This window comes from Rhodococcus sp. B50, from assembly GCF_013602415.1.
In the GTDB taxonomy this organism is placed as follows: Bacteria; Actinomycetota; Actinomycetes; order Mycobacteriales; family Mycobacteriaceae; genus Rhodococcus.
Map to the genome: position 1 here is coordinate 1849275 of NZ_WPAG02000002.1, position 26392 is coordinate 1875666.

The following is a 26392-nucleotide window of genomic DNA, read 5'->3' on the forward strand; positions in this document are numbered from 1 at the left end:
CGACGGCATCAACCGCAGGTCCCGTCCTGCGTCTCGCCTGCGCGGACTCCGTCGACGAATGCCCGCACGTCGTCGAAGGACTCTTCGAGCACCGCGCGGTGGTCGGCCCCCTCGTACACCCGATAGGTCAGATCCGCGCCGTTGCTGCACAGCGCCGCGGTCACCTCGTCGGTAACCGTGCGCGACACCAGCACATCGTCTGTTCCCTGCACGACGAGCGTCGGCACCGACGGGGTGAGCGTTTCGAGCTCCTGACCGGCGAAGTACTCGCGGAGCGCGTCGAGGTCCGCATCGGGCGCGAACACCTGATCCACCGGGACCGCGCTCGCTGCTTCGCGGATGTCGTCCATGCATCCGGTGCGCGCTGCGGCCAGCAGGGGGCGTGACGCGTCCGTGAGCATTGCGTCGGCGTCGATGGCCGGGTCCGCTGCTTGCGCTCCGAGCAGCAGGACCGGCAGGAAGCCGAGTGCCGGACCGATCGCGGGACCGGCGCTCGCGTAGTACTGGGCCGTCTCACTGGTCCGGCTTCCCGGGGCGAGGGCGATGGCACCCTGCAATTCGAGTTCGGGGGCGCGTTCTTCGCCGCGTGCCGCCGCATACAGAGCGGCGTGTCCGCCCTGACTGTGCCCCATCGCAACCCAGCGGGTTCCGATCTCCGGATCGAGTTCTCGGGCGGCACGCACGATGTCGACGACGCTGTCGGCCGCGCTCTCCCCGTTCATGTAGGGATGTCCGCCCGGAGTGCCGAGGCCCTCGTAATCGGTCTGAACCACGGCGTAGCCGTCGGCGACCCACCGGTCGAGCATGGCGGTCGTCCTTCCGACATAGGAGTGGGCCGGGCCGCCGGGCGTGTCGGCGGAGGGCGCACAGGCATCGCCGACCCCAGTGGTGCCGTGTGCCCAGCTGATCACCGGCCAGCCACCTTCCGGCGCCTCTCCTTCCGGAATCGCGACGGTGCCCGAGACGAGGACCGGACGACGCTCGGCGCCTTCGGACAGATAGGTGATCAGATGCGTCCGAGACGCGCTGGGAAGCGCTGCCGCGCCGATGAGGGGGCGGTCGGTGACCAGCGAGCCGGGTCCGCCGGCTGTCTCCTGCGCGTCGTCGCCGGAGTCGGAACAGGAAACGACACCGAGCATCGAGACGGCGGCGAGTACCGACACGACGCGCCGGGAAGTACGAGAGATCATGAATCCTCCATCGGGATGTCAGTCGACCGCCGGCGCCCATTGCACGCCGTTGATGTGGCTACCGCCGTCGACGAACAACGTGTTGCCGGTGAGATAACGCGAGTCGTCGCTCGCGAGAAAAGCCGCGACGGTACCGATGTCGTCGAGAGGGTCACCGATGCGGCCCATCGGGTTCGCCGCGGCCTGCGTCGCAGCCATCTGCGGATCGGCTTCCGCGACCCGCCGATACGCCGCACTCTGCGCGCCGGGACAGATCACGTTGCAGCACACCTGCTTCGGTGCCCACTCCCGGGCGGCGGTGCGGGTCATGCTGCGCAACGCCTCTTTCGCGGCGTTGTACGACACCGAGTACATATGCGCATTGACGCCGTTGAGACTGCACATGTTGATCACGCGGCCGGTTCCGTGCCGGGCGAGTTCCGGGTACGCGCGCTGCATCGCCCAGAAGGCAGCCATGACAGCCATGTCGAAACCCGCCTGCATATTCTCGTCGGACGTCTTCTCCATCCGCGCGAAACCCAGTGAACGCCAGGCATTGTTCACCAGGATGTCGAGGCGGCCGAACTCGCGGACGGCCGAGTCCACCATCGCGTGCACCTGTTCACGGTCGGTGACATCGGTCGGCACGAAGTGCGCGCGCGTGTCCCACCGATCGGTGAGCCACCGGGCGGTCTCGGCGCCCGCCTTCTCGTCCACCTCGGCGATCACGACACTCGCGCCCTCACGGGCCAGCGCCCCGGCGACTCCTCGGCCGATCCCCATACCGGCTCCGGTAACGATCGCTACCCTGCCGTCCAACTTCCCCATGTCTGCTTCCTCTCCCCATGTCGGCGACCTGTGCGGTGACGACCGTCAGCGAGGACGAGGGACCGTCCTGTCGATGAAGAGCGCCTCGACGGATACGCACACCGTGCCGTCCGCGGTCCGGATCTCTCCGACCGTGCTGATCTTGCGGCCCTCCTGTTCGACCAGACGGCCACTGACCGTCAGCGGCTCGAACAGGGGCGTCGGCCGGTGGTACCGCACGTTGAGCTGGGCGGTGGCGCCGCTGCGTCCGGCCCACGCGTTCGCCACGCCCAGCGTGTGGTCGAGCAGGAGGGCGGAGACTCCGCCGTGCACGTGCCCGGGCGGGCCCTGATACGGAAACGTCAACTCGACGACGCCTTCGACCGATCCGTCCTCGCGACCGGCGAGAACCAACGGTGGCGCGAGCGCGTTCTCCGGTCCGGTGACCGGATCGTGCCGGGTGACGCCCTCTCCGTGCCACATATCGATGAGCCGCTCCTGCACTTCCGGAGCATGTTCGTCGAGGTGCTCGGCGATGCTGACGAGTTCCTCCGCGACCCGCTCGAGATTCGCGTTGGTGCGATCGGTGCGCAGCAACGCGTCCACCACGCGTCGTGCTGCGGCGGTGGCACGGTCGACAGCGGTGTCCTGCGGCGCCGAGGTCAGGACCGTGCCGTCGGGCGCGTTCCCGACGATGGGGTGGGTGTTCGGGTCGACCCTCATCGGACCTCCATGGTGGCGTGGGTGAGTACCGGTTGCCCGTCGCGTTCGGGACATGTGGCGAGCAGAGTGAGCGTGTCGCCGTCGCGCCACACCGCCGTCTCGATCGTCTCCCCCGGGTACAGCGAGCCGGCGAACCGGACCGAGAACGAGCGGACCCGGGTGGGATCCCCGTCCAGCAGACCGTCGACGACGGCCTTGCACACGACACCGTACGACGCGAGTCCGTGCAGGATCGGCCGGTCGAAGCCGGCCGTCTTCGCGAACGCGGGGTCGGCGTGCAACGGGTTCATGTCACCGCTGAGTCGGTACACCAGCGCCTGCTGCGTGCTCGTGGGCGACACCAGGACCTTGTCGGCGTCGCGTTCCGGGACCGCATTCGGCACGTCGGGTCCGGCGTCACCGCCGAAGCCGCCCTCGCCGCGGGCCCAGATCTGCATCGCAGTGGTCCACAACGGGTTTCCGTCGCCGTTCATCGCGGTCTGCTCGAGCACGATCACGGCGGCCTTGCCCTTGTCCCATACGTCGGCGACACGCGACGAGATCGTCGCTGCGCCCGCGGCCGGGATCGGGGCATGCACGGCGACGGACTGGCCGCCGTGGAGAATCCTGCGCAGGTCGATGTCGATTCCCGGTAGGTTCAGTCCGGCCGGGGTCGCCGTACCGGCGGAGATCCCCTGCCCGGCGACCATTGCGAAGGTCGGCAGGACCCGCAGAGTCTTCTCGTACACCCACCGCAACTCGGCGGGATCGAGCGAGTCGACGCCCGCACCCAGACCGAGGTGGTAGAGGATCACGTCGCGTTCGGTCCAGGTGCCCTCACGGGTGGTGGGGGCGGCGGACAGCGCGGCATCCGGGTCGATAGACATGGGCGTTCACTTTCCGGGTTCGGGATCACGGGGCAGACCGAGAATCCGCTCACCGATGATGTTCAGCTGGACATTGGTCGTTCCGCCGGCGATCGACATGCACTGCACATTCAGGAACATGTGGGTGGCCGAGGTGCGATCCCGGTCGTCGAGCAACGAGGCCGGTCCGGCCCAGTCCATCGCGAGCTCCCAGACCTGCTGGATGTGTTCGACACCGAGCAGCTTGGCGACGGAGGACTCGGCACCCGGCTGAGCACCGGTCAGGGAGCGGAGCGCGGTGCGCAGACCCATGAGGCCGCCGGAGGTGGCATCGGCGAGCACCTTGCCGAGCACGGTGAGCTGTTCGTCGTCCGGTCCACCGGGAGCGCTTTGTGCAAGCGCCACAAGAGCCTCGCACCCGGCCCCGAAGGTCGAGTCGTGGGAGAGCGAGACCCGCTCGTTGGCGAGAGTGGTGCGGGCAAGCTTCCATCCGTCGCCGGGCTCGCCGACGAGGCACTCGTCGGGCACGAACACGTCGTCGAGGAACACCTCGTTGAACAGCGCCTCGCCGGTGATCTCCCGCAGCGGTCGGATATCGAGACCTTCGGTGTTCCTGATGTCGATCAGGAAGTAGGACAGCCCTTTGTGTTTGGGCGCCTCCGTGTCGGTGCGGGCGAGGCAGATCCCCCAGTCGGCGACACGCGCCATCGATGTCCACACCTTCTGACCGTCGAGTTTCCAGCCACCGTCGACCTTGACCGCTCTGGTGGACAGGCCGGCGAGGTCGGAGCCGGCGCCGGGCTCGGAGAAGAGCTGGCACCACACGAGGTCCCCGCGCAGCGACTGCGGGACGAATCGCTCGATCTGGTCGGTGCTGCCGTGCGCGATCAGAGTCGGCACCACCCAGTTTCCGATGATCATATCGTGCGGTTCGAGTCCTGCTGCGCGGAGTTCCTCGGCGACGACGAGCTGCGTGACGGCGTCGGCGGCCTTACCCCATGGCTCGGGCAGATGCGGAGCGGTATAGCCGTTCTCGGCCAGATACGCCTTGCGGGCAGCGCTTTCGAGCGTGCGGGCCGGTTCGAGTTCGGCGCGGATGTCGGCGCGGATCTGTTCCGCTTCGGCCGGTAGGTCGACACTCAGCACACGACGGGCACCGCCGAGCGTGAGGTGGGCGACGCGACGTCGCCAGAATGCTGTGGAGCCCAGCAGGATACGGAGCGATTGGGCACGCCGCATGTACAGATGTGCGTCGTGCTCCCAGGTGTAACCGATGCCGCCGAGGACCTGGATGCAACTCTTGGTGACCTGGAACGCCGCCTCCGGGGCGATGGACGCGGCGACCGCCGCGGCGAGCGAAGCCTCGTCGTCCGAGATGTCCTCACCGAGAGCGCGCGCCGCGTCCCATGCCACGACCCGGGCCTGTTCGGTAAGGCAGAGCATCCGGGCGACAGTGTGCTTGACACCCTGGAACTGGCCGATGACACGACCGAACTGCTTGCGGACCCGCGCGTAGTCCGCCGCGGTGGTGGTGGCCCGATCCGCGAGTCCGGCAGCCTCGGCCGCGAACAACGTCGCGGCGATGTCGACGACCCGTTGCGCATCGAGCGACAGGACGTCCTCGTCGGACAGCGCCACGCCGTCGACGGTGATCTCGGCGTTGCGGCGGATCACGTCGTAGCTCGGCAGGTTCGTGACGTCGACACGGTCGCGAGCCACGACGACGAACACCCGCTCGCCGTTGTCGTCGGCCGCGAGCAGGAACATATCCGCGACCTGGCCACCGAGGGCGACGCCGGAGGTACCCGAGAGCGTGAGGGAATCGCCGTCACGCACCACGCGCAGCCCTCCCGGCTGCAGGGACACCGCACCGAACAACGAACCGTCAGCGAGGCCGTCGAGTTCGGTGCGCCGCCCCGCCCGGTTCAGGACCGCGGAGACGATCACCGTCGGAAGGAACGGGCCCGGAACCATGGATCGTCCGAGTTCCTCTGCGACGATCGCGGTTTCGAGCAGGCCGAAGCCGGCACCCCCGAACTCCTCCGGGAGGTGCAATCCCAGCATGCCGAGTTCGGCGAGCGACCCCCAGTACGGCGGGCGCGCTTCCGTCTTCGCTTCGACAGTCGTGCGGATCACGTCGGGCGTCGCGTGCCGCGCCGCCCAGCCGCGCACGGAATCGCGGAGCTCGCGGTCCTCGTCACTCAATCCCAGAGTCATGAAAGGTCCTTCGGATAGATGAATGTCCGGCGTCAGATGCGCTCGATGATGGTGGCGGTGGCCATCGCGCCACCCGCACACATCGTGACCAGTGCCGTCGAACGGTTCGAACGCTCGAGTTCGTGCAGAGCACTGGTGATCAGCCGCGATCCGGTGGAACCGACAGGATGTCCGAGCGCGATGGCACCGCCGTTGACGTTGACCTTGCTCATGTCTGCCCCGTGGACCTGCGCCCAGGACAGTACGACGGAGGCGAAGGCTTCGTTGATCTCGACGATGTCGATGTCGGACAACGACATTCCGGTTCGATCGAGCACCGCCCGGGTCGCATCGATGGGACCGTCGAGGTGGTAGTACGGGTCGGAACCGACGAGTGTGGACGCGAGGATGCGGGCGCGCGGGCGCAAACCGGTTTCGCGCGCCTTGTCCTCGCTCATCAGCAGCACTGCGGCGGCACCATCGCTGACCTGGGAGGAGTTGCCGGCAGTGTGGATGCCGTTCTCGACCACCGGCCGCAGGCTCGCAAGTCCTTCCGCAGTGGTGTCACGGAGCCCTCCGTCTCGGGTCACAGTCGCGATCTCCCCGGTGGGCTCACCGTCCTTGGTCACGACCGGCGCCTGGACCGGGACGATCTCGCGATCGAAACGGCCTTCCGCCCATGCGGCCGCGGCGCGCCGCTGCGACTCGAGCCCGAGGGCATCGACGTCCCCACGCTTGATGCCACGCCGTGCGGCGATCCGCTCGGCGGAGGTGAACTGGTCACCCATGTCGATCGACCAGTCGTCCGGATAGGGATTACCGGTGCCCGGTGCGTTGGCCTGGCCGAGGAACACGCGGCTCATGACCTCGACGCCACACCCGATTCCGGCGTCGACCTGCCCGGACGCGATCAACCCGGCCACCATGTGGACCGCCTGCTGCGACGAACTGCACGCACAATCGATGGTCGTCGCGGCCGTCGTATACGGAAGACCCGCGTGGAGCCAGGCCTGGCGGGTCACGTTGTTGGACTGCTCCCCCGCCTGGGTGACGGCACCCCCGACGAGCTGACCGACCTGATCGGCAGGAAGTCCGGTGCGGTCGAGAACGGCTTTCTGAGCGGCACCGAGCAACACGGCGGGGTGCACCCCGGCCAGCTGACCGCGGCGACGACCGATCGGTGTCCGCGCGGCCTCCACAATGACGACGTTGCTCATGCCCACTCCCAGCTCTACGAGGATATTGAAATTTATTCTAGTTACGTGGGCCGCAGATTCCTGCGCCGTCCCACCGAACGGGACCGTCCTTGCGGAGGCGGTTTTCGAGAGCCGCGGGTCAGCGCGGGCCTGCGGACAGGTCGACGAGCAGCAGGTCGCATGCGATGCGCAGATCGGACTCGACTTCGGGGATCGACATTCGGCCGTTGAGCGCGGATCGGACGAGTCCGAACCACAGCGCCACCAGCAGTCGCACGACGGTCGCGTCACGAACCGTCGGTTCGGCGACACCGGCGGCAGCGAGGAGCAATCCGTCGAAGTGCCGATCGATCTTCGCCGCATCCGGAACGGTAGCGGCATTCGACGACGCGGCGGACTGGATCATCGCGTTCGCCAACAGCGGCCTCCGCACCAGCGCCCGGGTGGCCTGCAACAACACGTCGTACACGGCCTGTGCAGGCGAGCCGGATACGCGTGAACGCCCGGCGAGATGGATCCCCATCCGATCGATCCGATCGACCATGACCGCGACGAAGAGATGAGTCTTCGACGGAAAATAGCGGTAGAGGGTGCCGATGGCGACGCCGGCGAGTTCGGCGACCTCCTGCATCCGAACGCGCTCGAGTTCCTTCACCGCACCCAATTGCGCTGCGGCGCCGAGGATCCTGCCGTATCGGGCGTGCTGCTCGGCCGAGTTCGGCTCGGCGGCATCCCGCGCCTCCGCAAGTCTGGGCATGCTCGATCCTCCCCTTCGCGACCGGTGGGCGCCTCCACCACCGTCGGCGACGAACGTTCCAGGCGGAACGGTCCGCAGCCCGCCCGATCCCGCCCAGCGAGACCTGGCGCATGATCCGACCCCGCACGATCCCAAACTAGAATCAATACTAATTCTGCCGTGATGCGGTGACCGATCGCGGCGACCGAACAGGAGACGTTCCATGGGTGAATCCGTAAGTCTGACCGGGCGCGCGGCGGTCGTGACCGGCGCCGGGGCGGGCCTGGGCCGTGCCGAAGCCCTCGCCCTGGCCGCTGCGGGTGCGGCAGTCGTCGTCAACGACATGGGTGACGCCGCGCATCTGGTCGCGGAGGAGATCGTCGCGGCCGGCGGTCGCGCGATCGCCGTCACCGGAGACGTGTCCGACTGGTCTCTCGGCGGCCGCCTCGTGGAGGAATCCGTCGAGGCCTTCGGGTCCTTCGACATCCTGGTCAACAACGCGGGCATCATCCGGGACAAGATGATCTTCAACCTGACCGAGTCCGACTGGGACGACGTGATCCGAGTGCATCTCAAGGGCCACGCCGCCACGTCGCATGCCGCCGCAGCGCACTGGCGCCGGATGAGCAAGGCGGCCGGCGGGCCGGTCTACGGCCGCATCGTCAATACGTCGTCGGAGGCTTTCCTCTTCGGCTCCGCCGGACAACCGAACTATTCCGCCGCGAAGGCCGGCATCACGGCGCTCACACTGTCCACGGCCCAGGGCCTGGCGCGCTACGGCGTCACCGCGAATGCGATCTGCCCCCGTGCGCGCACCGCGATGACGGCGGAGGCCTTCGGCGAGGCCGACGCCACGACCGGACTCGACCCCCTCGCGCCCGAGCGCGTGGGCACCCTGGTGAGCTATCTCGCCTCACCTGCCTCCGCGGAGATCACCGGGCAGGTGTTCGTGGTGTACGGGAAGATGGTCGCGCTCATGGCGGCGCCCAAGGTCGAGAACCGTTTCGACGCTGCCGGTTCCGCGTTCACAGTCGAGGAGCTCGACGAGCAGCTCTCGTCGTACTTCGCCGGTCGCGGCCCGTACGAGACGTACGCCGCGTACAGCATCGCAGAACTCGAGAAGGCTGCGCTGGCCGTCGACTGATCACCCGGAACCGCACCCACGGAGGGAGCACGGTATGAGACTTGCAGCCAAGGTCGCGATCGTCACCGGCGGCGCCGGAGGGATCGGTCGCGGCATCGTCAGGGCATTCGTGGAGGAGGGTGCCCGAGTCCTGTTCGTCGACATCGACCTGGATGCGGGTGAAGCTCTCGAAACCGAACTCGGCGGGGCCGGGAAGTTCCTGCACACGGACATCTCCGACGAGTCCAGCGCCGAGACCATCGTCGCCGCGGCCGTCGAGCGGTTCGGTAAGGTCGACGTGCTCGTCAACAATGCGCACGCGTCCAGGCAGGCGCCGCTGCTGGAGACCACGCAGGAGATGCTCGACCTGTCGTTCGGCACGGGCTTCTACCCGACATTCCGGTTGATGAAAGCAGCACACGCCCAGCTCGCCGCGAACCAGGGTTCGGTGATCAACTTCGCGTCCGGAGCCGGGATCGAAGGAAGCGCGACGCAGAGTTCGTACGCGGCTGCCAAGGAAGCGATCCGAGCGATCAGTCGGGTCGCGGCAAACGAGTGGGCCGCGGACGACATCAACGTCAACGTCATCTCTCCTCTGGCGCTGACCGAGGGTGTCGAGGCGTACATCTCGGCCAACCCCGGCGTCGAGCAAGCACTGCTGGCGAAGACCCCGCTGCACCGGTTCGGCGACCCGCAGGCCGATATCGGCCGGGTCGCAGTCTTCCTGGCCAGTGACGACGCGGCCTACATGACCGGCCAGACGCTCATGGTCGACGGTGGGACCATCAAGCTGCGTTGACCGCATATCCGCCTGAGGTCGACAGCACCTCCGACCGCGGCCTGCTCGGCCGGAGGTGCTCGTGGCCGGCAGTCGCTACGGCGCCATGTCCGTCCAGCCGACGAAGCCGGACGGGTCGTGCCGTCCCATGACCGCGTGTTCGAACATCCCCCAGCCGACCTGCCCGTCGACGGCCGCTCGTGCGATGTGATCGATCGTCGAATACGGCAACCGGCCGTGGAACTCCGCCGTCGTGGTATCCACCACTGAAGAGGACGACCAGTTCTCCCCGCGCCACTCACCGTGCGTCCATTCGGGGTCGCCGCCGTATCCGGCACCGTGGCTCAGAGAGATGAACCCGAGGTTCTCCACGTCCACGAGCAGAGGCTTTCCTTCCGGCGTGCTGAGGTGAATGCGCGCGGACTCGGGGTGGCGCGTTCCGCTGCGGTAGTTCACCTCGAGGCGCGGCCACCCGAGCTGTTCGACGCGACCGTCGGCGAAGATGCGTGTGGCGTGATTGAGCGTGCGATGCCCGTCGGACGATTCCTGCACGATCACCATGAGTGCGAAGTCGTCGAAACGCAGCGGCACATACGTCCAGTAATGCCCGCCCCGGTTCTCGTAGGTCCAGCGCCCCTGCGGATCCGGCTCCCCGACCGGACGGATGCCCCACGAGCGGTCGCGCGTACCCATCCATGTTTCCGGGTCGACCGTGAAGTCCTTGCCCTGCACGCAGATGCTGCCCGACCAGCTCCCGACCTGCGCGAATCGGGAGGCGTCCAGGATGGGGCGTGGACCCGACATCAGGATGTGTGCCTCTTCGAGCACGGCGGGGAACGATCCGTCCCAGGTGAGATCACAGGACAGCTCGTCGTGTTCACAGATGACGCGAATCTTCTGCAGGGGTTCGACGACCTCGAGCCGGTACCCACCGACCGCGCTGTCCATGGACCGCTCCCCGAGAGCATCGGAGAACCGAACCGCTACTTGGGAATCCCCATGCCGGACCGTGACGAAGGCGTCGACCACACTCAGATTCGGATACACACCGAATCCGGTGATGAGGTAGATCTCGCCCGTGCGATCGTGGGCGTTGAAATAGTTGCGGTCGTAGAAGTTCCGGTCCGTGGACGCCACCCGTCCCATCGACAGTGGTGACTGGTGCACCGGATATTCGTCGAGCAGAGCTGGTTTCATCGAGTCACTTCTCCCAATCGTAGGATTCGTCGAGCAAACGCGTGAGCATGTCGCGGTGGAGTACGTAGGCGTCCGGGTCGTCGTGCGGTTCCACCTCACCGAAGTGGATGCGCCGGCGCTCGATCTGCGACATCACGATGCCGTGGCGCAGCGCGGCGTACACGAGGTAGAAGTCCAGGTCACGTACCTCGACTCCGGCGGCCTTCTCGTATTCCGCCACGACCTCGGAGCGGCGGAGGAAACCGGGTAGACCGGGAAACGAGAACTGTTCGGCGATGTCCTGGAAGATGCGATGGAAACAGATGAACCAGCCGAGGTCCAGCTCCCGGGGCGCGAGCGCGGTCGACTCCCAGTCGAGCACCGCGACCGGTGTCGTGCCGTCGTACATGATGTTCCCGATCCGGGCGTCGCCCCAGCACAGCACGTCGGGCGACGGTTCGGCAGGCCAGTGGGCTTCGAGCCAGTCGAATGCCCTCTCCAGCACCGGGATGCGAAGACCGTCTTCGCGACGTGTCCACTCGTAGTAGGCGCGTTCGATCTCGAAGTGCCGGCGCAGTCCCGAGAGTCCGTCCGTCCCGGCGAGCGACGGGATCCGCGAGGCCGGATCATCGACGGCGTGGATCGCGGCCAGCATCCGTACGCTGGCCGTCTCCAGCACCGCGCGCTCGTCGTCGCTCATCTCGTACAGCCATCCGCCGAAGACGTACGGCGGGTTGTCCACCGGCACATTGCCATCGACACGTTCCATGACGAGAAAGGGACGGCCGAGCGGACCCGAGGAGGTCTCGACCCAACGCACGGCGGGCACCGGCACCGTGCTGTGATCACGCACCGCAGCCATGACGTCGAACTGCCGTTGCAGGTCGTAGCCGGGGAACACCGGGAACGCCGTCTCCTCGGGGGCGAGCCGGGCGACCAGATGGTCCGTGTGCCCCTGCCCGTCCCGGCTCCAGTCGAGATCGAACAGGACGGAGATGCTGGACATCCCCGAGTGGGTCGGGCGGGTCACGTCGTACACCCGCGGGGCCTCGGCCGTGCCCATACGGTCGCCGAGCCAGTCCTGCAACTGCTCGCGCACCGCATCGAGATCGGTCTCGGTGGTCTTGATCTCCTGCTCCGCGCCTTCCGGCACCACACTGTCCGTGGCCATCCATGCCTCCAGTTCTCTCTACGAAACGAGCCCGATCGTCCCCGGCTTCCGACATGGGTTCCAGTAGTCGATGTCTCGACGGCCTCCCCCGCAGAGGGCTCGGAGAAGCGCCCTCCACCAGCGGCGCGGATCGTGTGATCGCCGTTACGCCTGGCGCCGAAGATAGACGCTGGTCCAAGTTTTTGAAACATGTTCTCGAACCTTTTTCTCGAGCTCGTTCCGCCGGTGACCCGACCGCACCGTAGAGTCCGGAGACGATGAGCGAGCGTGCGATCCTCGGTCGACGAGAACAGAACAAGCGCCGGGGGTTTCCCGGGCAACGCTCTTCAACTACTTCCCAGCAAAGGCGCGCTGGTCACGGCACTCCACGCATGTCACATGGATGCACTCGCCCGACTGGTCGACGAACTGCTGTCCCACGACCTGACAACAGACGAGCGAATCGTGGCTGTCTTCGCGGACTTCGCACGTGAGACCCGCGAGCCACCCGGCTATCTACAGGCACTCACCGTGGAGCTCGAGAAAGATATGGCTACAACGGAACTCAGCGACGCGCGCACGCAACTGCTGGACGACGAACTGCTCCGCATCCTGCAGGCCGGTGTGACACGCAGAGAGGTCCGCACCGACCACCCACCGCAACTTCTCGCCAGGATGGTCGGTGCGATGTACCTCTCGACCGTTCGACGCTGGAGATCCGACCCGAACGACGACGTAACCGAGATGTTCGTCCGCGCAGCGCGTTTCGCCGCCGAGTCGATCGCATCCGGCCGGCGTCCGGACGGGGCGTCCCGTCAGCGGGACGATTCGAGTGTCGCTTTGGCCCAACGGTAGTCGGCCTTACCCGCGGGAGAACGCACGATGTGGTCCACGCCGACGACCACCCGCGGAACCTTGTACCGAGCGATGAGTCCGGCGACATGCTCGGCCAGTTCGTCGAGCGGTGGCACCTCGTGCCCTTCGCGCGGCTGGATCACGGCCCCGACCCGCTGGCCGTAACGCTCGTCGTCGACCCCTGCGACGAGCGCATCCATCACAGCGGGATGACTCTTCATCGCCATCTCCACCTCTTCGGGGAACACCTTCTCCCCTCCCGTGTTGATACACATCGATCCCCGGCCCAGCAGGACGATCGTGCCGTCGTCCTCGACTCGGGCCATGTCCCCGAGAACCGCCATGCGCACGCCGTCGACGACCGGGAAGGTGGCTGCGGTCTTCGCCGGGTCGCCCCAGTAGCCGAGCGGCACGTGCCCGGTGCGGGCAAGATAGCCGAACTCCCCCGAACCCGGCTCGACGGGGCGCATCCGCTCGTCGACGACGCGCACGGTGGGCCTGGGGGCGACACGCATGGTCCCGTCACTCCCGATGGCGAGTTCGCCGTCCGTGCCGGACTCCGACGAGCCGAAATTGTCCCGCACCATGACGTTCGGGAGCAGCGAGGACAACTGCTCGCGGACGGTGCTCGAGAACAACGCGCCACCGGAGCCGATCACGAACAGCGAGGCGAGGTCGTACTCGGATCCGCGCTCGGCGATCGCGTCGGCGAGCGGACGGGCCATGGCGTCGCCGACGATGGTCATCGTCATCACCCTCTCGCGTTGGATGAGACCGAGAACTTCGACGGGGTCGAAGCCGCGCACCAGCACCTGCGCCGTTCCGAGACAGAAGGCACTGAACATGCTGTACATGGCAGCACCGTGGATGAGGGGGGCGGTGAGCATCCAGGTCATCTCCGGCATGTTTGTGGCCGTGGCCGCCACCCCGGCGGCATCGGCATGGGGTTCGCCGAACGGATTCCCGCCAGACAGTGCCGCGTGGAAGAAGTCCTCGTGCCGCCACATCACGCCCTTCGGCAGACCCGTCGTTCCGCCGGTGTAGATGATGAACAGATCGTCGCCGCTGCGCGCAGGAAAGTTGCGCTCGGCGGACTCGCCGGCCGTCGCCTTGCCGAAGTCGACGGCGGTCACCTGACCCCATTCCACGTCGGCGGCCGATCCGACGGTGACGACGTGCCGCACCGTGGGCGTTCGCGGCAGCACCGCGGTGGTGGCGCCGACGAATTCTCCGTCGGCGATCACAGCGACGAGTTCCGCGTTGTCGAACAGGTAAGCCAGCTCCGCGTCGACGTACCGGAAGTTGATATTGATCGGGACCGCACGGATCTTCAGGCACGCGAGCAGCGACTCGACGAGTTCCGTGCTGTTGCGCATGTACACGCCTACGTGGTCACCTGCACCCACTCCCGCACCGGCCAGATGGTGGGCAAGGCGGTTGGCGCCGGCATCGAGCTCGCCGTAGGTGAGTCGCTCGTCGCCGCAGATGATCGCCGTACGTTCGGGCACAGCATCGACGATTGCTTCGAACAAGTCCGCGAGGTTCAGCGACATCGAGAGTCCTTCCGGGACAGTGGCATGAGATGCGGCCAAGGTGTCACCTCACGCACACAGTGACCTTTACCACTCCCGGTCAGTGGGACGGGTGAAGATCACACTCGATGCCCCCACGACGACGAGCACCCCGACACTGTCCGTGCCGGGGCGCTCGTGGAAATCTCGGAGTTCTACAGATCAGGCGCTCTTGTCGCGGCGCTCCCGATCGGCCTTGCGGGGCACGATCGTCGGGAGAACGTTGTCGGTGACGGTCTCGGCCGTCACCACGACCTTGGCGACGTCGTCGCGGCTGGGGATGTCGTACATCACGGGCAGGAGCACCTCCTCCATGATGGCGCGGAGCCCACGGGCGCCGGTGCCACGGAGAATCGCCTGGTCGGCAACCGCTTCGAGTCCGTCCTGCGAGAACTCGAGTTCGACACCGTCCATCTCGAACAGGCGCACGTACTGCTTGACCAGAGCGTTCTTGGGCTCCGACAGGATCTCGACGAGGGATTCCTTGTCGAGGTTCGTCACCGACGCGAGGATCGGCAGACGACCGATGAACTCGGGGATGAGACCGAACTTGATGAGATCCTCGGGCATGACGTCGGCGAAGTGGTCGGTGGTGTCGATCTCCGCCTTCGACCGAACCTCGGCACCGAAGCCGATGCCCCGCTTGCCGACGCGGTCGGAAACGATCTTCTCGAGACCGGCGAACGCACCCGCCACGATGAACAGCACGTTGGTGGTATCGATCTGGATGAATTCCTGGTGCGGATGCTTGCGGCCACCCTGCGGCGGGACGGATGCCTGGGTGCCTTCGAGGATCTTCAGCAGCGCCTGCTGCACACCCTCACCCGAGACGTCGCGGGTGATCGACGGGTTCTCGCTCTTGCGGGCGATCTTGTCGACCTCGTCGATGTAGATGATGCCGGTCTCGGCGCGTTTGACGTCGTAGTCGGCGGCCTGGATGAGCTTGAGGAGGATGTTCTCGACATCCTCACCGACGTAACCGGCCTCGGTCAGTGCGGTGGCGTCGGCGATGGCGAACGGCACGTTGAGCATCTTCGCGAGCGTCTGCGCGAGATAGGTCTTGCCGCAGCCCGTGGGGCCGAGGAGCAGGATGTTGGACTTCGCGAGTTCGACCGTCTCGCCACGGGAGTCGCGGCCCTTGTCGCCGGCCTGGATGCGCTTGTAGTGGTTGTAGACCGCCACGGCCAGCGTGCGCTTGGCGGAGTCCTGGCCGATCACGTAGTTGTCGAGGAAATCGCGGATCTCGGCGGGCTTGGGCAGCTCGTCGAGCTTGACCTCGCTGGTCTCGGCCAGTTCCTCTTCGATGATCTCGTTGCAGAGATCGATGCACTCGTCGCAGATGTAGACACCGGGGCCCGCAATGAGCTTCTTGACCTGCTTCTGGCTCTTTCCGCAGAAGGAGCACTTGAGCAGATCTCCGCCGTCACCGATACGTGCCATCAGTCAGGTCCCTACTTCCTCGTGTGCGTGCAACCGGTCCCGCAACCACCACACGAGGCGGTCCCGGGGAGCGGGCCCTTTGATCGACCGTACCCGGATGTCGGCGCGCAGGTCGACCGGTTCTGCGCGTTTCCGGTCATATTTGTACAGCACAGCATGTGTCTGCGATCACAGTCCCGGCGATGGCGGTTCCGGAAGACACAGTGCCTCCCGGAACCGCCTGCGTCGTTCTACTTCTGAGCCGAGAGCTTCCGGTACTCGAGGACCCGGTCGATCAGACCGTATTCGACGGCCTGCTCCGCGGTGAGGATCTTGTCGCGGTCGGTGTCCTTGCGGATCTGCTCGGGCTCTCTGCCCGTGTGCTTCGCGAGCGTGTTCTCCATGAGGGTACGCATGCGTTCGATCTCGGCGGCCTGGATTTCGAGATCGGAAACCTGACCCTGGATGCCACCCGTCGCCGGCTGGTGGATGAGCACGCGAGCGTTGGGCAGGGCGAGACGCTTACCGGGGGTGCCGGCGGCGAGCAGGACCGCCGCGGCGGACGCCGCCTGGCCGAGGCACACCGTCGTGATGTCGGCGCGCACGTACTGCATCGTGTCGTAGATCGCCATGAGCGATGTGAACGAACCGCCGGGCGAGTTGATGTACATGGTGATGTCGCGGTCCGGGTCGAGCGACTCGAGCACCAGCAGCTGCGCCATCACGTCGTTGGCGGACGCGTCGTCGACCTGGACGCCGAGGAAGATGATGCGCTCTTCGAACAGCTTGTTGTACGGGTTGGACTCCTTGACGCCGTAGCTCGAGTGCTCGATGAACGACGGAAGGATGTAGCGGCTCGCGGGCGAGGCAGGAGCGGCGCCGCCGAGCTGGCGCGGATCGAACATGTTGGTCATCGCTTCTCCAAGAATTCGGTGGGGTGAGGGCCGATCGGGCCGGGACCTAGTTGCCGGTGCCGCCGGCCTGCTGCGCCCGGGAGACGACGTGGTCGACGAAGCCGTATTCGAGCGCCTGCTGCGCCGTGAACCAGCGGTCGCGGTCGGAGTCCTTGGTGATCTGCTCCACCGTCTGGCCCGTGTGCTCGGCGATGAGCTCGGCCATCTCGCGCTTGGTGTGCGCGAACTGCTCCGCCATGATCGCGATGTCGCTGGCCGTACCACCGATGCCCGCGGACGGCTGGTGCATCATGATCCGGGCGTGCGGCAGGGCGTAGCGCTTGCCCTTGGTGCCGGCGGAGAGCAGGAACTGCCCCATCGAGGCCGCCAGGCCCATCGCGAAGGTCGCGACATCGCACTCGACGAACTTCATCGTGTCGTAGATCGCCATGCCCGCGGTGACCGATCCGCCCGGCGAGTTGATGTACAGCGAGATGTCGCGGGTGGGATCCTCGGCCGACAGCAGAAGGATCTGCGCGCACAACTTGTTCGCGATGTCGTCGTCGACCTGGGTGCCCAGGAAGATGATGCGCTCGCGGAGCAGGCGTTCGTACACCGAGTCGCTGAGGTTCAGCCCAGCGGTGGCCGAGGTCATCGTGGGACCGATGGATGTCGCCGGATTCTGAGGAGTCACGGGTACCTGCCTTCTCGTCGATCGTGGATTGCTGACACTGACACTAACGAAACGGGGCGGCACCGGATGCCCGGTGCCGCCCCTCTTCGCTCAAAGCGGAAATTCGTGTCCCATCGGATCCGAATCTCCGTGGGTCGTCCGACTACTCGGAGGCCGAGTCCTCGGCGGTCTCCGCCTCGGCGTTCTCGTCCTCGTTCTTGGTGCCGAACAGCTCGCTGGTGTCGACGGTCGCGCCCGTGGTGTCGGTCACGGTGGCGCGATCGACGACGGTGCCGAGCGCCTTACCGCGGCGGACGTCCGCGAAGACGGCACCGAGCTGGTTGGCCTGGCTGATCTGCTGGATGAACTGCTCCGGCGGGATGCCGTAGCGCTGCGCCTGGAAGAAGATGCGCTCGGTCAGCTCCTGCTGCTCGACCGTGGTGTTCTCCGCCTCGGCGATCGCATCGAGGAGCAGCTGGGTCTTCACCGAACGCTCGGCGGACTCGCGTGCCTCCTTGTCGAACTCCTCACGGCTCGACCCCTGGCCCTCGAGCAGCTCGTTCAGCTTGGTCTCGTCGTGATCGAGCTCGTGGATCGCGTCGTGCAGCGCGCTGTCGACCTCGGCCTGGACGGCGGCCTCGGGGACCGGGATCTCGACGGTCTCGAGGAGTGCTTCGAGGACCTTGTCGCGGATCTGTCCGGCCTGCTCGACCTGCTTGACACGCTCGACGCGCTCGCGAAGATCGGCCTCGAGCTCGCCGATGGTGTCGAACTCGCTCGCGAGCTGCGCGAACTCGTCGTCGGCCTCGGGCAGCTCGCGCTGCTTGACGGTGTTGACCTTGACGGTGACGACGGCTTCCTTACCGGCGTACTCGCCGGCGACCAGCGTGGAGGTGAACTCCTTGGATTCGCCGGCGGACAGGCCGATGATCGCCTCGTCGAGGCCGTCGATGAGCTGGCCGGAGCCGACCTCGTGCGACAGACCCTCGGTGGCGGCCTCGGGAACCTCGTTGCCGTCGACCGTCGCGGACAGGTCGATGGACACGAAGTCGCCGTCCTGCACCGGACGCTCCACACCCGTCAGGGTGCCGAAGCGCTGACGCAGCGACAGCAACTGCTCGGCGATGTCCTCATCGGTGATCTCGACGGGATCGACCGTGACGGCGATCTCGGAGAAGTCGGGCAGGGTGATCTCGGGTCGGACGTCGACCTCGGCGGTGAACGCCAGCTCGACGTTGTCCTCGAGCTTCGTGACGTCGATCTCGGGCTGGCTGATGACCTTGACGTCGTTCGCGGTCACGGCCTCGGTGTAACGGCTCTGGATGGCCTCGTTGATGACCTGGTCCAGGACGGCGCCGCGGCCGACGCGGGCCTCGAGGATCTTGCGGGGAGCCTTACCGGGACGGAAGCCCGGGATGCGAACCTGGCCTGCGAGGGCCTTGAAAGCGCGGTCGAAATCAGGCTGGAGCTCCTCGAAGGGCACCTCAACATTGATACGGACTCGCGTCGGGCTCAGCTGCTCGACGGTGCTCTTCACGGACATGCTCCTTCTGTCGTGCTCTCTTGTCGGTCGTTCGTTCACTACTGAGCGCGCTGACGCTGTTCGATCTGGTCGGGATGACAGGATTCGAACCTGCGACCCTCCGCTCCCAAAGCGGATGCGCTACCAAGCTGCGCCACATCCCGGTCGTGAAGGCACCGCAACCAACTCGCGGGACCCATCGCAGAATCCTACGGCCCCCCGATTATGAAATCCAAAGCGAGGTCCGGTACAGTCTCATCTCGCAAGCCGCAGCACCGGTCGATCACCGGCGCCGCAGCCCAACGGGGATGTAGCTCAATGGTAGAGCCCCAGTCTTCCAAACTGGCTACGCGGGTTCGATTCCCGTCATCCCCTCCATGAACACCCGCCGATCGCGCACCGCATCGGCGGGTGTTCGTCGTTTGGAACGGTTCGGCCGATCGGCGGCCTCCGCGTGTATCCCGTCGCTCCTGGACACATCGACGGATGAGTGCCATCATGCGGTCGAGGTTGAGAAGCAGCCCACCACGAGTCGTTCGAATGCGATCTCGGCTGCCGTCCGCTTCGATCCACCGCACCGTCGCCGCACCGACACCATGCGAGTCGGCCTCCTCGTGCACCCGCATTCCGACGACCTCGCGGACACCGCGCCGCAATGTTGCGCCACGTCCCGAACGGACGCAACCACGAACAGGCGGGACGTCGTCGGGTGACACCGCAGGGGGGTGTCGACAGCTCGGCACCGTCCCGTCTCCGGCCGGCCGGAGTCGGGAGCGACTCCGGTCGGTCCCGATTCCGGAGGTTCCCACCGCGAACGTCCGAAGTTTCGGTGATCGCGAAGGGGGAACATCGTTTCCGTGTAACCATGGTGCGAGATCCAGCAATTTCTCGTCTCGTCCGTAGGACACGGTCGGTCGAGAAGGCGCCGGCGTCACCCAGGGCGCCCGCCCGCATCGAGGGCGCCTCACGAGTAAGGGAGGCGGCGATGACTCGGCGCCCGGCATCGACATCCTTCGACCTCACGGGCGTCGCGGGCCCCGGGACCGCGAAGAGCGAGGCAACGGATTCCGGCCCGACCGTCGGGGTCGAGGAGGAGTTCTTCCTCGTCGACACGACTTCGGAGTGTCTCACCGAGAGCAACGACGTCGTCGTGGCCGCCGGCCGGAGGCTCGGAGCCCGGATGGACTACGAACTCAAACGGATCCAGATCGAGGTGAACACGCCGGTCTGTCGCAGCTCGACCGACTTGCGGGCCCGTGTCCTCGAGGCCAGGGCCACTGCCGCCGCGGCGGCAGTGCAGTGCGGTGTGGCTCTCCTGGCGGCGGGAGCATCGCCGACGGTTCAGCCGCTCGCACCTGTGACGGACGTGCCCCGGTACCGGACGATGGCGGAGCGGTACGGACGACTGGTCGAGGAGCAGGAGGTGTGCGGTTGCCACGTCCACATCGGCGTCGCAGACCGGGAGATCGCGGTCCACGTGTGCAATCACGTGCGATTGTGGTTGCCCGCCCTGCTGGCCTCGACGGCCAATTCACCGTTGTACCGGGGTCGGGACACCGGATACGCGAGTTGGCGAGCGATCGTCGCCGGCCGATGGCCGTGCTCGGGTCCCCCACCTCGCTTCACGTCGGTGGAACACTTCGACTCCGTCGTGGACCTCATGATCGAGAGCGGCAACATCCTCGATCCGGGCATGGTCTATTGGGACGTGCGTCCGTCCGCGCATCTTCCGACCGTCGAGGTGCGGGTGAGTGATGTCCCGGCGACCGTCGACGAAACAGTTCTCATGGCGACCGTCGTGCGTGCGCTCGTCGCAACGGCCGAACGGGACGTCCGGGCGGGGGTGGCTGCTCCCCCGGTCCCCGACGAAGTCCTCCGCGCCGCATATCTGTGTGCTGCGCGCGAGGGGACGACCGGGCGCGCGATCGACGTTTCGACGGGGCGGACGACGACCGCACGACAGTCCTTCGCCACTCTCCTCCGGCACATCCGGCCCCGACTGGAGGAGACGGGTGACTACCGCCGCACGGTGAAGATGGCGGAGAAGATCTTTTCGCGCGGCACCGGCGCGACGCTGCAACGTCGCGCTTTCGAACGCCGCCACGACCCCGCCGACGTCGTCGACGCCCTGACACGGCAGTTCGTGGCCGAGCCGTGGACACACACCGTGTCCGGAGGCGCCCGCCCGACACCGGACGCGCCGGCGGTCTGAGTCGCCCGTTCGCGGGCTGCCCGGCGAACCTCGTCGTTTGGCAGCTCCCTCGTCGGGTACTCGCGTCGACACGAACTACGACGAGGGAGCACAAGTGCGCGCGATGGTCTATCGCGGCCCGTACCGGGTTCGCGTCGAAGAGAAGGACATTCCCCGGATCGAACATCCGAACGACGCGATCGTGCGCGTCGAACTGGCGGCGATCTGCGGCTCCGACCTGCATCTCTACCACGGGATGATGCCCGATACCCGTGTCGGTACGACGTTCGGCCACGAGTTCGTCGGCGTGGTCCACGAGGTGGGCCCGTCGGTGCAGACCCTGAAACCCGGGGATCGAGTCATGGTGCCGTTCAACGTCTTCTGCGGATCGTGCTTCTTCTGCGCGCGTGGACTGTACTCCAACTGTCACAACGTCAACCCGAACGCGACCGCGGTCGGCGGCATCTACGGCTACTCGCACACCTGCGGCGGCTACGACGGCGGCCAGGCCGAGTTCGTGCGGGTGCCGTTCGCCGACGTCGGTCCCACCCTCGTCCCCGACTGGATGGACCGCGAGGACGCCCTGATGCTCACCGACGCACTCGCGACCGGCTATTTCGGTGCCCAGCTGGGCGACATCGCCGAGGGCGACACGGTCGTGGTCTTCGGTGCCGGCCCGGTGGGCCTCTACGCCGCGAAATCCGCCTGGTTCATGGGAGCCGGCCGGGTCATCGTGATCGACCACCTCGAATACCGGCTGGAGAAGGCCCGCACCTTCGCGCACGCGGAGACCTACAACTTCGCGGAGTACGACGACATCGTCGTCCATGTGAAGAAGATCACCGGTCACCTCGGGGCGGACGTCGCCATCGACGCCGTCGGCGCGGAAGCCGACGGGAACTTCCTGCAACACGTCACCGCTGCGAAGCTGAAGATGCAGGGGGGATCGCCGGTAGCGCTGAACTGGGCGATCGACGGTGTCCGCAAGGGCGGCACCGTCTCGGTGATGGGTGCCTACGGTCCGATCTTCAGCGCCGTGAAGTTCGGGGACGCGCTGAACAAGGGGCTGACGCTGCGGATGAACCAGTGCCCCGTCAAACGCCAGTGGCCACGACTGTTCGAGCACGTCCGCAACGGTTATCTGAAACCGAACGACATCGTCACGCACCGCGTTCCCCTCGAACACATCGCAGAGGCCTATCACATGTTCTCGTCGAAGCTCGACGGGTGCATCAAGCCGATCATCGTCGCCGACGGGAGCTGAGGAGGTTCCGCCATGGCCTACACCGCAGACAAGCCCGCACCCCCCGAGACCCCCGACCAGCTGCGCGCTCGCATCCCCGGATGGGGAGTCGACCTGGATCCGCGCGACCGTCCGTCCGTCCCGAAGGAACGGTTCGCACCCGAGGCCACCGGCGCGCACTGGGACTTCCCCGAACGCCAACCCGGCTACGAGAACCGCGAACGCTCGATCGAGCACGCTTTCGTCACGCCGGTATTCGGCACCACGGCACCGCTGAAAGGACTGTCCGGTGCCGTTCGCAGGCACGCCTACCGCCGGTACAGCGAAGGCCGGGCCGCACACTGGCTGCTCTTGCTCGGCGCCGATCGTATCGACGTGGTGGAGAGCCGCGTCCAGGCCGTGCTGCAGGGCCGGCCCGACAATCCGGTGACCGAGAGCGGACTCCGGGCGGAGATCACCGCGCACGGCGGGGCGTCGAGGCGCCGCAGCTCGCGCGCCGACGTCAACCATCAGTGGCTCGACCCGCTCGTCGCGGGAGCACCGTGGATCGCCGCAGCCGGGCTGGGGGCGGTGGCCGTGGGCCGGTGGAGAGGTCGCGCGCGGACGTGACGGCCTCCTGCACGTGGGACGACCCCGAATCCAGCAACGACGTGTCACCTTTTCGACTCGATAGTGCAAAGCGAGAGCAAAGCGCAGGTGTCCGACGAGCACGATGTGAGACGGTCCCTCATGTGAAGGACACCCCCGACGACCGTGCCCGGGCCCACTCCCCCGGTTCCTCCGTCGTCGCCGCGGTCCTTCTCGATGCAACCCCCGACTGGGAGCGGGTCGCCGCGGTGCTCGCGCCCGGCAACCACGAGTCGCCCGGTTTCCGGCACCGGGTGGTGGAACTTCCGTTCGGACTCGACCCGCCGCGCCACGCCGGGCATCCCGATTCGGATCCGCCGTGGCATCTCGAGCGGGTGGCGCTGGCCGCCCCGGCGAGTTTCGAGGAAGTACTCGCCTACGCCCGCTCGGCGCCCGACCCGTCCGGCCTCCGGCACCCCCGATGGGAGCTGACCCTGCTCGACGGCCTGGACGGTGGCCAATCGGCACTCGTGATCCGGCTGCGGCACCTCGGCTCCACGCCGGAGTCCGGGCAATCCGACTCGATGTTGTCGTGGGCGCGGTCGGTCTCCGAGCAGGGCGCCGAGTCGTTCCGCACCGCGGCGCACGTGTTCACCTCGCTGAGCACCGGGTTGATCAACGTCCTGCTCGGGCGCACCGGTGACCGCGCCGAGGAGCCCGCGCCCCGCGCTCCGCGCCTGCACGTACTCGATGCGGATCTCGCGGCATTGCGGCGCGCCTGCGAACGTGCGGGTTGTCGTGTCCCGAGTGGTTTCACCGCGGCGATGCTCCTGGCATACAGCGAATACCGACGGCGGCACGGACGCACGACCGACGGTCTGCGCGTCGTCGTCCCGGGGCCGGACGGTGGAGTGATCCCCATGTCCCCCGAGGACGCGGCAGACCTCCACGCACTGGACACGGCCGATCTCATGCGACGAATCGACGTCTCGTTCCCGCCCTCGGCCGGGAGTCCGGCGGCCCCCTCCTCCACCGCAGGGTCTTCGACGGAGTCCGGCATCGCCGTCGGCCCCAGGGACGTGGTGGTGTCCACACTTCCCGGCTCCCACGCACCGCTCTACGTGGGTGGCGCGAAGATCGAACGGTACTACGGCTTCGGCGCGGCCGACGGTGCGATGCTCACCGCGTCGGCGATGTCCTATCGCGATACCTGCTGCATGGGCCTGGCGGTGGATCCCACCGCCGTCCCCAATCGTGAATCGTTCGATTCCTGCCTGCAGGAAGGGATGCGCGCGGTTCTCGGGGAGTGAACCGCCGCGTCGGTACGCTGGAGGACAGGACCCTCCCCCGACCGGAAGGATCGGCCGTGGAACTTCTGCTCATCGTCGCCGCCGTCGGTGCCGTGGTGTACTTCGTCTCCCGCTCCCAGAAGGGCTCCACTCGTCACCGGACCAACACCCTCGACGACGCCAAAGCCGACGCGCGGCAGGCCATCGAGCGCCTCGGCGGTCAGATCTACAACCTGACCGGCACCGACGACGCCTCGCGTCAGGCGCTCGCGGACGCCTCCGAACGGTTCACCGCGGCCGGCTCCCAGATCGAGCAGGTGAACACCCCGATGCAGGCACGCCTCGCGAAGCAGACCGCCCTCGAAGGTCTGTACTACATCCGGGCGGCACGCCTGGCGATGGGTATGGATCCGGGTCCGGAGATCCCGACGCTCGACGGCCAGAAGTCCGCGGGTGAGGTTACCGAGAAGCGCACCGTCGACTTCGAGGGCCGCACGATCGCCGCATCGCCGTCTCCGTCCTCGGCGACGCCGAACTACTACCCGGGCGGTCGGGTCGCGGGCCGGCCCGTCCCCGCGGGCTGGTATTCGGAACCCTGGTGGAAGCCCGCCCTCGTCGCGGGCGCATGGGGCGTCGGCTCCATGCTGCTCTTCTCCTCGATGTTCGCCGGGATGGCCGGTGTCCCCTACGACGCCCAGGCGTTCGAATCCGGTGCGGGCGACCCGTCGGCGGACGCAGACTACGGCGGTGGTGGTGACGAGTACGGAGGAGGCGACGACTTCGGCGGCGGTGAGGATGTCGGTGGAGGCGACTTCGGCGGCGGAGACGGCGGCGGGTTCGATTTCGGCGGGTTCGACTTCTGAGTGAGTCGGGCCCTGCCCGGCCGCGAGCCCCGCTCCTGATTCAGCGCGGCTGTGATTCAGCGCGGCTGTGATTCAGCGCGGCTGACAGACCGGACACCAGAACAGGTTCCGCGCCTGCATCACCGAGTGCAGCACGGGCGTCCCGCAGATGCGGCAGGGTTCACCGGCGCGGCGATAGACGTACGTCCGAGGTCTGTTCTTGGCGTAGGCCGGTGCACCGTGGTCGTGTTCGGGTCGGACGACGTGCATGCGTCCGTGCTTGACGCCGACGTTCATCAGCTCGACGAGGTCCGCCCAGATCGCGTCGAATTCGCTGCGGGGCACCTTGTTTCCAGGACGTTCAGGATGAATGCCGTGGCGGAACAGTACTTCGGCCCGGTACACGTTGCCCACCCCGGCGATCACCGCCTGGTTCATGAGCAACGCCCCGATTGCGGTGCGCGACCTACCGATCCGGCGCCATGCCCGTTCGGGATCGGCGTCGGAACGCAGCGGGTCGGGGCCGAGTCTCGCCTCGATCGCCTCGACCTCACCCGGGGTGAGCACCTCGCACGCCGCCGGACCGCGCAGGTCACTGCCGTGGCGTGCGCCGATCATCCGCATACGCACCTGCCCGACCGGTTCGCCGAGCGGCAACTCCCGGTCGGTGAACTCACCGTAGATGCCGAGATGCACGTGGACGGCGAGACCGCCCTCGTAGTGGTGGAAGAGATGCTTCCCCCACGCGTCCGCGTGGGTCAGCACGCGCCCGTCCACGGCGGCGGCACCGTCGGCGAACCGCCCCTGTGGACTGGACACCCGCACCGGCGCACCCGAGTACCACTCGTGGTGCAGCCGGGCGAGCCGGTGCAGGATGTGTCCCTCGGGCACGGATCAGGCAGGCGCGCCGGGCACTGCCGGCGCTTCCCCGGTCTTCTCGTACTCGGCGAGGATGTCGATGCGGCGCTGGTGGCGTTCCTCGTTCGACCACTCGGTCGACAGGAATGCGTCGACGATCGCGAGGGTCTCCTCGAGGCTGTGCATGCGGCCACCGATGCCGATGAGCTGCGCGTTGTTGTGCTCGCGCGCGAGCTTGGCGGTGTCGACGCTCCAGGCCAGGGCGCAGCGGGCACCCGGCACCTTGTTGGCGGCAATCTGCTCGCCGTTACCGCTGCCACCGAGCACGATGCCGAGGCTGCCCTTGTCGGCGACGGTGCGCCGTGCGGCCTCGATGCAGAAGGCCGGGTAGTCGTCGAGGGCGTCGTACTCGAACGCACCGCAGTCGATCGGCTCGTGGCCGTTCTTCTTCAGGTGCTCGACGATCTCATTCTTCCGTTCGAAGCCCGCGTGGTCGGCTCCCAGGTAAACGCGCATGGGCCGAGTCTAACGAGGCCCGTCCGCTCCCCCGCACGCGCCGTTCGACCGCGT

24 protein-coding genes and 2 tRNA genes are annotated in these 26392 nt (G+C 67.1%); 9 read left to right on the forward strand and 17 right to left on the reverse strand.

The features are described 5' to 3' along the window. Positions 1-8 precede the first annotated feature (8 nt). The 7 genes from GON09_RS08885 to GON09_RS08915 all read right to left on the reverse strand — a co-directional run bounded on the left by GON09_RS08885 (position 9) and on the right by GON09_RS08915 (position 7693). Positions 9-1190, reverse strand: a complete 1182-nt coding sequence (locus GON09_RS08885; RefSeq protein WP_213931481.1) for an alpha/beta hydrolase family protein — start codon at positions 1188-1190, stop codon at positions 9-11. 18 nt (positions 1191-1208) lie between these two features. Further along, positions 1209-1997, reverse strand: a complete 789-nt coding sequence (locus GON09_RS08890) for an SDR family NAD(P)-dependent oxidoreductase (protein WP_213931482.1) — start codon at positions 1995-1997, stop codon at positions 1209-1211. A 45-nt stretch (positions 1998-2042) separates the two neighbouring features. Next, positions 2043-2699, reverse strand: coding sequence for a PaaI family thioesterase (locus GON09_RS08895; protein WP_213931483.1), 657 nt, complete (start codon positions 2697-2699; stop codon positions 2043-2045). Then, positions 2696-3565 (reverse strand): MaoC/PaaZ C-terminal domain-containing protein, encoded by an 870-nt coding sequence (locus tag GON09_RS08900; protein ID WP_213931484.1) that lies wholly within the window; start codon positions 3563-3565, stop codon positions 2696-2698. Before GON09_RS08900 ends, GON09_RS08895 begins: the two co-directional genes overlap by 4 nt. Positions 3566-3571: 6 nt before the next feature. Then, positions 3572-5761 carry an acyl-CoA dehydrogenase gene (locus GON09_RS08905; protein ID WP_213931485.1) on the reverse strand — a complete coding sequence of 730 codons (2190 nt, stop codon included), beginning with the start codon at positions 5759-5761 and terminating at the stop codon, positions 3572-3574. Positions 5762-5793: 32 nt separating this feature from the next. After that, entirely contained in the window at positions 5794-6957 is a 1164-nt protein-coding gene (locus tag GON09_RS08910; RefSeq protein ID WP_213931486.1) for a steroid 3-ketoacyl-CoA thiolase, read from the reverse strand. Between the two features lie 118 nt (positions 6958-7075). After that, positions 7076-7693: a TetR family transcriptional regulator gene (locus GON09_RS08915; protein ID WP_213931487.1), complete on the reverse strand. Its 618-nt coding sequence runs from the start codon at positions 7691-7693 to the stop codon at positions 7076-7078. A gap of 202 nt (positions 7694-7895) precedes the next feature. On the opposite strand from GON09_RS08915, the gene GON09_RS08920 reads away from it, so the two are divergent. Next, complete coding sequence (locus GON09_RS08920; protein WP_213931488.1) at positions 7896-8816, forward strand: 3-oxoacyl-ACP reductase; 921 nt, start codon at positions 7896-7898, stop codon at positions 8814-8816. A gap of 34 nt (positions 8817-8850) precedes the next feature. Next, the gene (locus tag GON09_RS08925; protein WP_213931489.1) at positions 8851-9594 is read left to right on the forward strand and encodes an SDR family NAD(P)-dependent oxidoreductase; all 744 of its coding nucleotides are present in this window, start codon (positions 8851-8853) and stop codon (positions 9592-9594) included. Between the two features lie 75 nt (positions 9595-9669). Here the strand turns inward: GON09_RS08925 and GON09_RS08930 are convergent, their stop codons facing one another. Together GON09_RS08930 and GON09_RS08935 are read right to left on the reverse strand one after the other, a co-directional pair. Then, complete coding sequence (locus GON09_RS08930; protein WP_213931490.1) at positions 9670-10770, reverse strand: hypothetical protein; 1101 nt, start codon at positions 10768-10770, stop codon at positions 9670-9672. Positions 10771-10774: 4 nt separating this feature from the next. Continuing rightward, the gene (locus GON09_RS08935) at positions 10775-11920 is read right to left on the reverse strand and encodes a phosphotransferase family protein (RefSeq protein ID WP_213931491.1); all 1146 of its coding nucleotides are present in this window, start codon (positions 11918-11920) and stop codon (positions 10775-10777) included. Between the two features lie 378 nt (positions 11921-12298). Here GON09_RS08935 and GON09_RS08940 point away from each other — a divergent pair, with 378 nt between their 5' ends. Next, positions 12299-12754: a hypothetical protein gene (locus GON09_RS08940; RefSeq protein WP_213931492.1), complete on the forward strand. Its 456-nt coding sequence runs from the start codon at positions 12299-12301 to the stop codon at positions 12752-12754. Here the strand turns inward: GON09_RS08940 and GON09_RS08945 are convergent. The 6 genes from GON09_RS08945 to GON09_RS08970 all read right to left on the reverse strand — a co-directional run bounded on the left by GON09_RS08945 (position 12715) and on the right by GON09_RS08970 (position 18996). Then, the gene (locus GON09_RS08945) at positions 12715-14307 is read right to left on the reverse strand and encodes an acyl-CoA synthetase (RefSeq protein WP_213931493.1); all 1593 of its coding nucleotides are present in this window, start codon (positions 14305-14307) and stop codon (positions 12715-12717) included. The genes GON09_RS08940 and GON09_RS08945 overlap by 40 nt on opposite strands. Before the next feature lie 180 nt (positions 14308-14487). Beyond that, a complete protein-coding gene (gene clpX, locus GON09_RS08950; RefSeq protein WP_213931494.1) occupies positions 14488-15765 on the reverse strand; it encodes an ATP-dependent Clp protease ATP-binding subunit ClpX in 1278 nt (425 codons plus the stop codon). A gap of 230 nt (positions 15766-15995) precedes the next feature. After that, complete coding sequence (locus GON09_RS08955; protein ID WP_213931495.1) at positions 15996-16658, reverse strand: ATP-dependent Clp protease proteolytic subunit; 663 nt, start codon at positions 16656-16658, stop codon at positions 15996-15998. A 46-nt stretch (positions 16659-16704) separates the two neighbouring features. Next, positions 16705-17331, reverse strand: a complete 627-nt coding sequence (locus GON09_RS08960; protein WP_016933881.1) for an ATP-dependent Clp protease proteolytic subunit — start codon at positions 17329-17331, stop codon at positions 16705-16707. A 142-nt stretch (positions 17332-17473) separates the two neighbouring features. Then, positions 17474-18847: a trigger factor gene (gene tig, locus GON09_RS08965; protein WP_374195294.1), complete on the reverse strand. Its 1374-nt coding sequence runs from the start codon at positions 18845-18847 to the stop codon at positions 17474-17476. A 72-nt stretch (positions 18848-18919) separates the two neighbouring features. Beyond that, positions 18920-18996: transfer RNA gene (locus GON09_RS08970), tRNA-Pro, on the reverse strand. A 140-nt stretch (positions 18997-19136) separates the two neighbouring features. Here GON09_RS08970 and GON09_RS08975 point away from each other — a divergent pair. The 6 genes from GON09_RS08975 (at position 19137) to GON09_RS09000 (ending at position 24985) form a co-directional block, all read left to right on the forward strand. After that, positions 19137-19210: transfer RNA gene (locus GON09_RS08975), tRNA-Gly, on the forward strand. A gap of 607 nt (positions 19211-19817) precedes the next feature. Further along, positions 19818-21044 carry a carboxylate-amine ligase gene (locus GON09_RS08980; RefSeq protein ID WP_213931497.1) on the forward strand — a complete coding sequence of 409 codons (1227 nt, stop codon included), beginning with the start codon at positions 19818-19820 and terminating at the stop codon, positions 21042-21044. 94 nt (positions 21045-21138) lie between these two features. Then, the gene (locus GON09_RS08985) at positions 21139-22287 is read left to right on the forward strand and encodes a zinc-dependent alcohol dehydrogenase (RefSeq protein WP_213934365.1); all 1149 of its coding nucleotides are present in this window, start codon (positions 21139-21141) and stop codon (positions 22285-22287) included. Between the two features lie 12 nt (positions 22288-22299). Next, positions 22300-22875, forward strand: coding sequence for a hypothetical protein (locus GON09_RS08990; RefSeq protein ID WP_213931498.1), 576 nt, complete (start codon positions 22300-22302; stop codon positions 22873-22875). A gap of 122 nt (positions 22876-22997) precedes the next feature. After that, positions 22998-24143 carry a wax ester/triacylglycerol synthase domain-containing protein gene (locus GON09_RS28860; RefSeq protein ID WP_213931499.1) on the forward strand — a complete coding sequence of 382 codons (1146 nt, stop codon included), beginning with the start codon at positions 22998-23000 and terminating at the stop codon, positions 24141-24143. Between the two features lie 56 nt (positions 24144-24199). Next, on the forward strand, positions 24200-24985 hold the full coding sequence (locus GON09_RS09000) for a DUF1542 domain-containing protein (RefSeq protein ID WP_213931500.1): 786 nt from the start codon (positions 24200-24202) through the stop codon (positions 24983-24985). Between the two features lie 72 nt (positions 24986-25057). Here GON09_RS09000 and GON09_RS09005 read toward each other — a convergent pair whose 3' ends face one another. Together GON09_RS09005 and GON09_RS09010 are read right to left on the reverse strand one after the other, a co-directional pair. Continuing rightward, entirely contained in the window at positions 25058-25855 is a 798-nt protein-coding gene (locus GON09_RS09005) for an Fpg/Nei family DNA glycosylase (RefSeq protein WP_213931501.1), read from the reverse strand. A gap of 3 nt (positions 25856-25858) precedes the next feature. Further along, entirely contained in the window at positions 25859-26338 is a 480-nt protein-coding gene (locus tag GON09_RS09010; RefSeq protein ID WP_213931502.1) for a ribose-5-phosphate isomerase, read from the reverse strand. Between the last annotated feature and the right edge of the window lie 54 nt (positions 26339-26392).

Bases quoted from the DNA above. Each gene is read 5' to 3' on its own strand.
- GON09_RS08930 (WP_213931490.1), bottom strand. From the start codon at position 10,770: ATGAAACCAGCTCTGCTCGACGAATATCCGGTGCACCAGTCACCACTG.
- GON09_RS08890 (WP_213931482.1), bottom strand. From the start codon at position 1,997: ATGGGGAAGTTGGACGGCAGGGTAGCGATCGTTACCGGAGCCGGTATG.
- GON09_RS08920 (WP_213931488.1), top strand. From the start codon at position 7,896: ATGGGTGAATCCGTAAGTCTGACCGGGCGCGCGGCGGTCGTGACCGGC.
- GON09_RS08945 (WP_213931493.1), bottom strand. From the start codon at position 14,307: ATGTCGCTGAACCTCGCGGACTTGTTCGAAGCAATCGTCGATGCTGTG.
- GON09_RS08925 (WP_213931489.1), top strand. From the start codon at position 8,851: ATGAGACTTGCAGCCAAGGTCGCGATCGTCACCGGCGGCGCCGGAGGG.
- GON09_RS08940 (WP_213931492.1), top strand. From the start codon at position 12,299: ATGGATGCACTCGCCCGACTGGTCGACGAACTGCTGTCCCACGACCTG.
- GON09_RS08935 (WP_213931491.1), bottom strand. From the start codon at position 11,920: ATGGCCACGGACAGTGTGGTGCCGGAAGGCGCGGAGCAGGAGATCAAG.
- GON09_RS08990 (WP_213931498.1), top strand. From the start codon at position 22,300: ATGGCCTACACCGCAGACAAGCCCGCACCCCCCGAGACCCCCGACCAG.
- GON09_RS08910 (WP_213931486.1), bottom strand. From the start codon at position 6,957: ATGAGCAACGTCGTCATTGTGGAGGCCGCGCGGACACCGATCGGTCGT.
- GON09_RS09010 (WP_213931502.1), bottom strand. From the start codon at position 26,338: ATGCGCGTTTACCTGGGAGCCGACCACGCGGGCTTCGAACGGAAGAAT.
- GON09_RS08955 (WP_213931495.1), bottom strand. From the start codon at position 16,658: ATGACCAACATGTTCGATCCGCGCCAGCTCGGCGGCGCCGCTCCTGCC.
- GON09_RS08905 (WP_213931485.1), bottom strand. From the start codon at position 5,761: ATGACTCTGGGATTGAGTGACGAGGACCGCGAGCTCCGCGATTCCGTG.
- clpX (WP_213931494.1), bottom strand. From the start codon at position 15,765: ATGGCACGTATCGGTGACGGCGGAGATCTGCTCAAGTGCTCCTTCTGC.
- GON09_RS08885 (WP_213931481.1), bottom strand. From the start codon at position 1,190: ATGATCTCTCGTACTTCCCGGCGCGTCGTGTCGGTACTCGCCGCCGTC.
- GON09_RS08980 (WP_213931497.1), top strand. From the start codon at position 19,818: ATGACTCGGCGCCCGGCATCGACATCCTTCGACCTCACGGGCGTCGCG.
- GON09_RS08915 (WP_213931487.1), bottom strand. From the start codon at position 7,693: ATGCCCAGACTTGCGGAGGCGCGGGATGCCGCCGAGCCGAACTCGGCC.
- GON09_RS08895 (WP_213931483.1), bottom strand. From the start codon at position 2,699: ATGAGGGTCGACCCGAACACCCACCCCATCGTCGGGAACGCGCCCGAC.
- GON09_RS08900 (WP_213931484.1), bottom strand. From the start codon at position 3,565: ATGTCTATCGACCCGGATGCCGCGCTGTCCGCCGCCCCCACCACCCGT.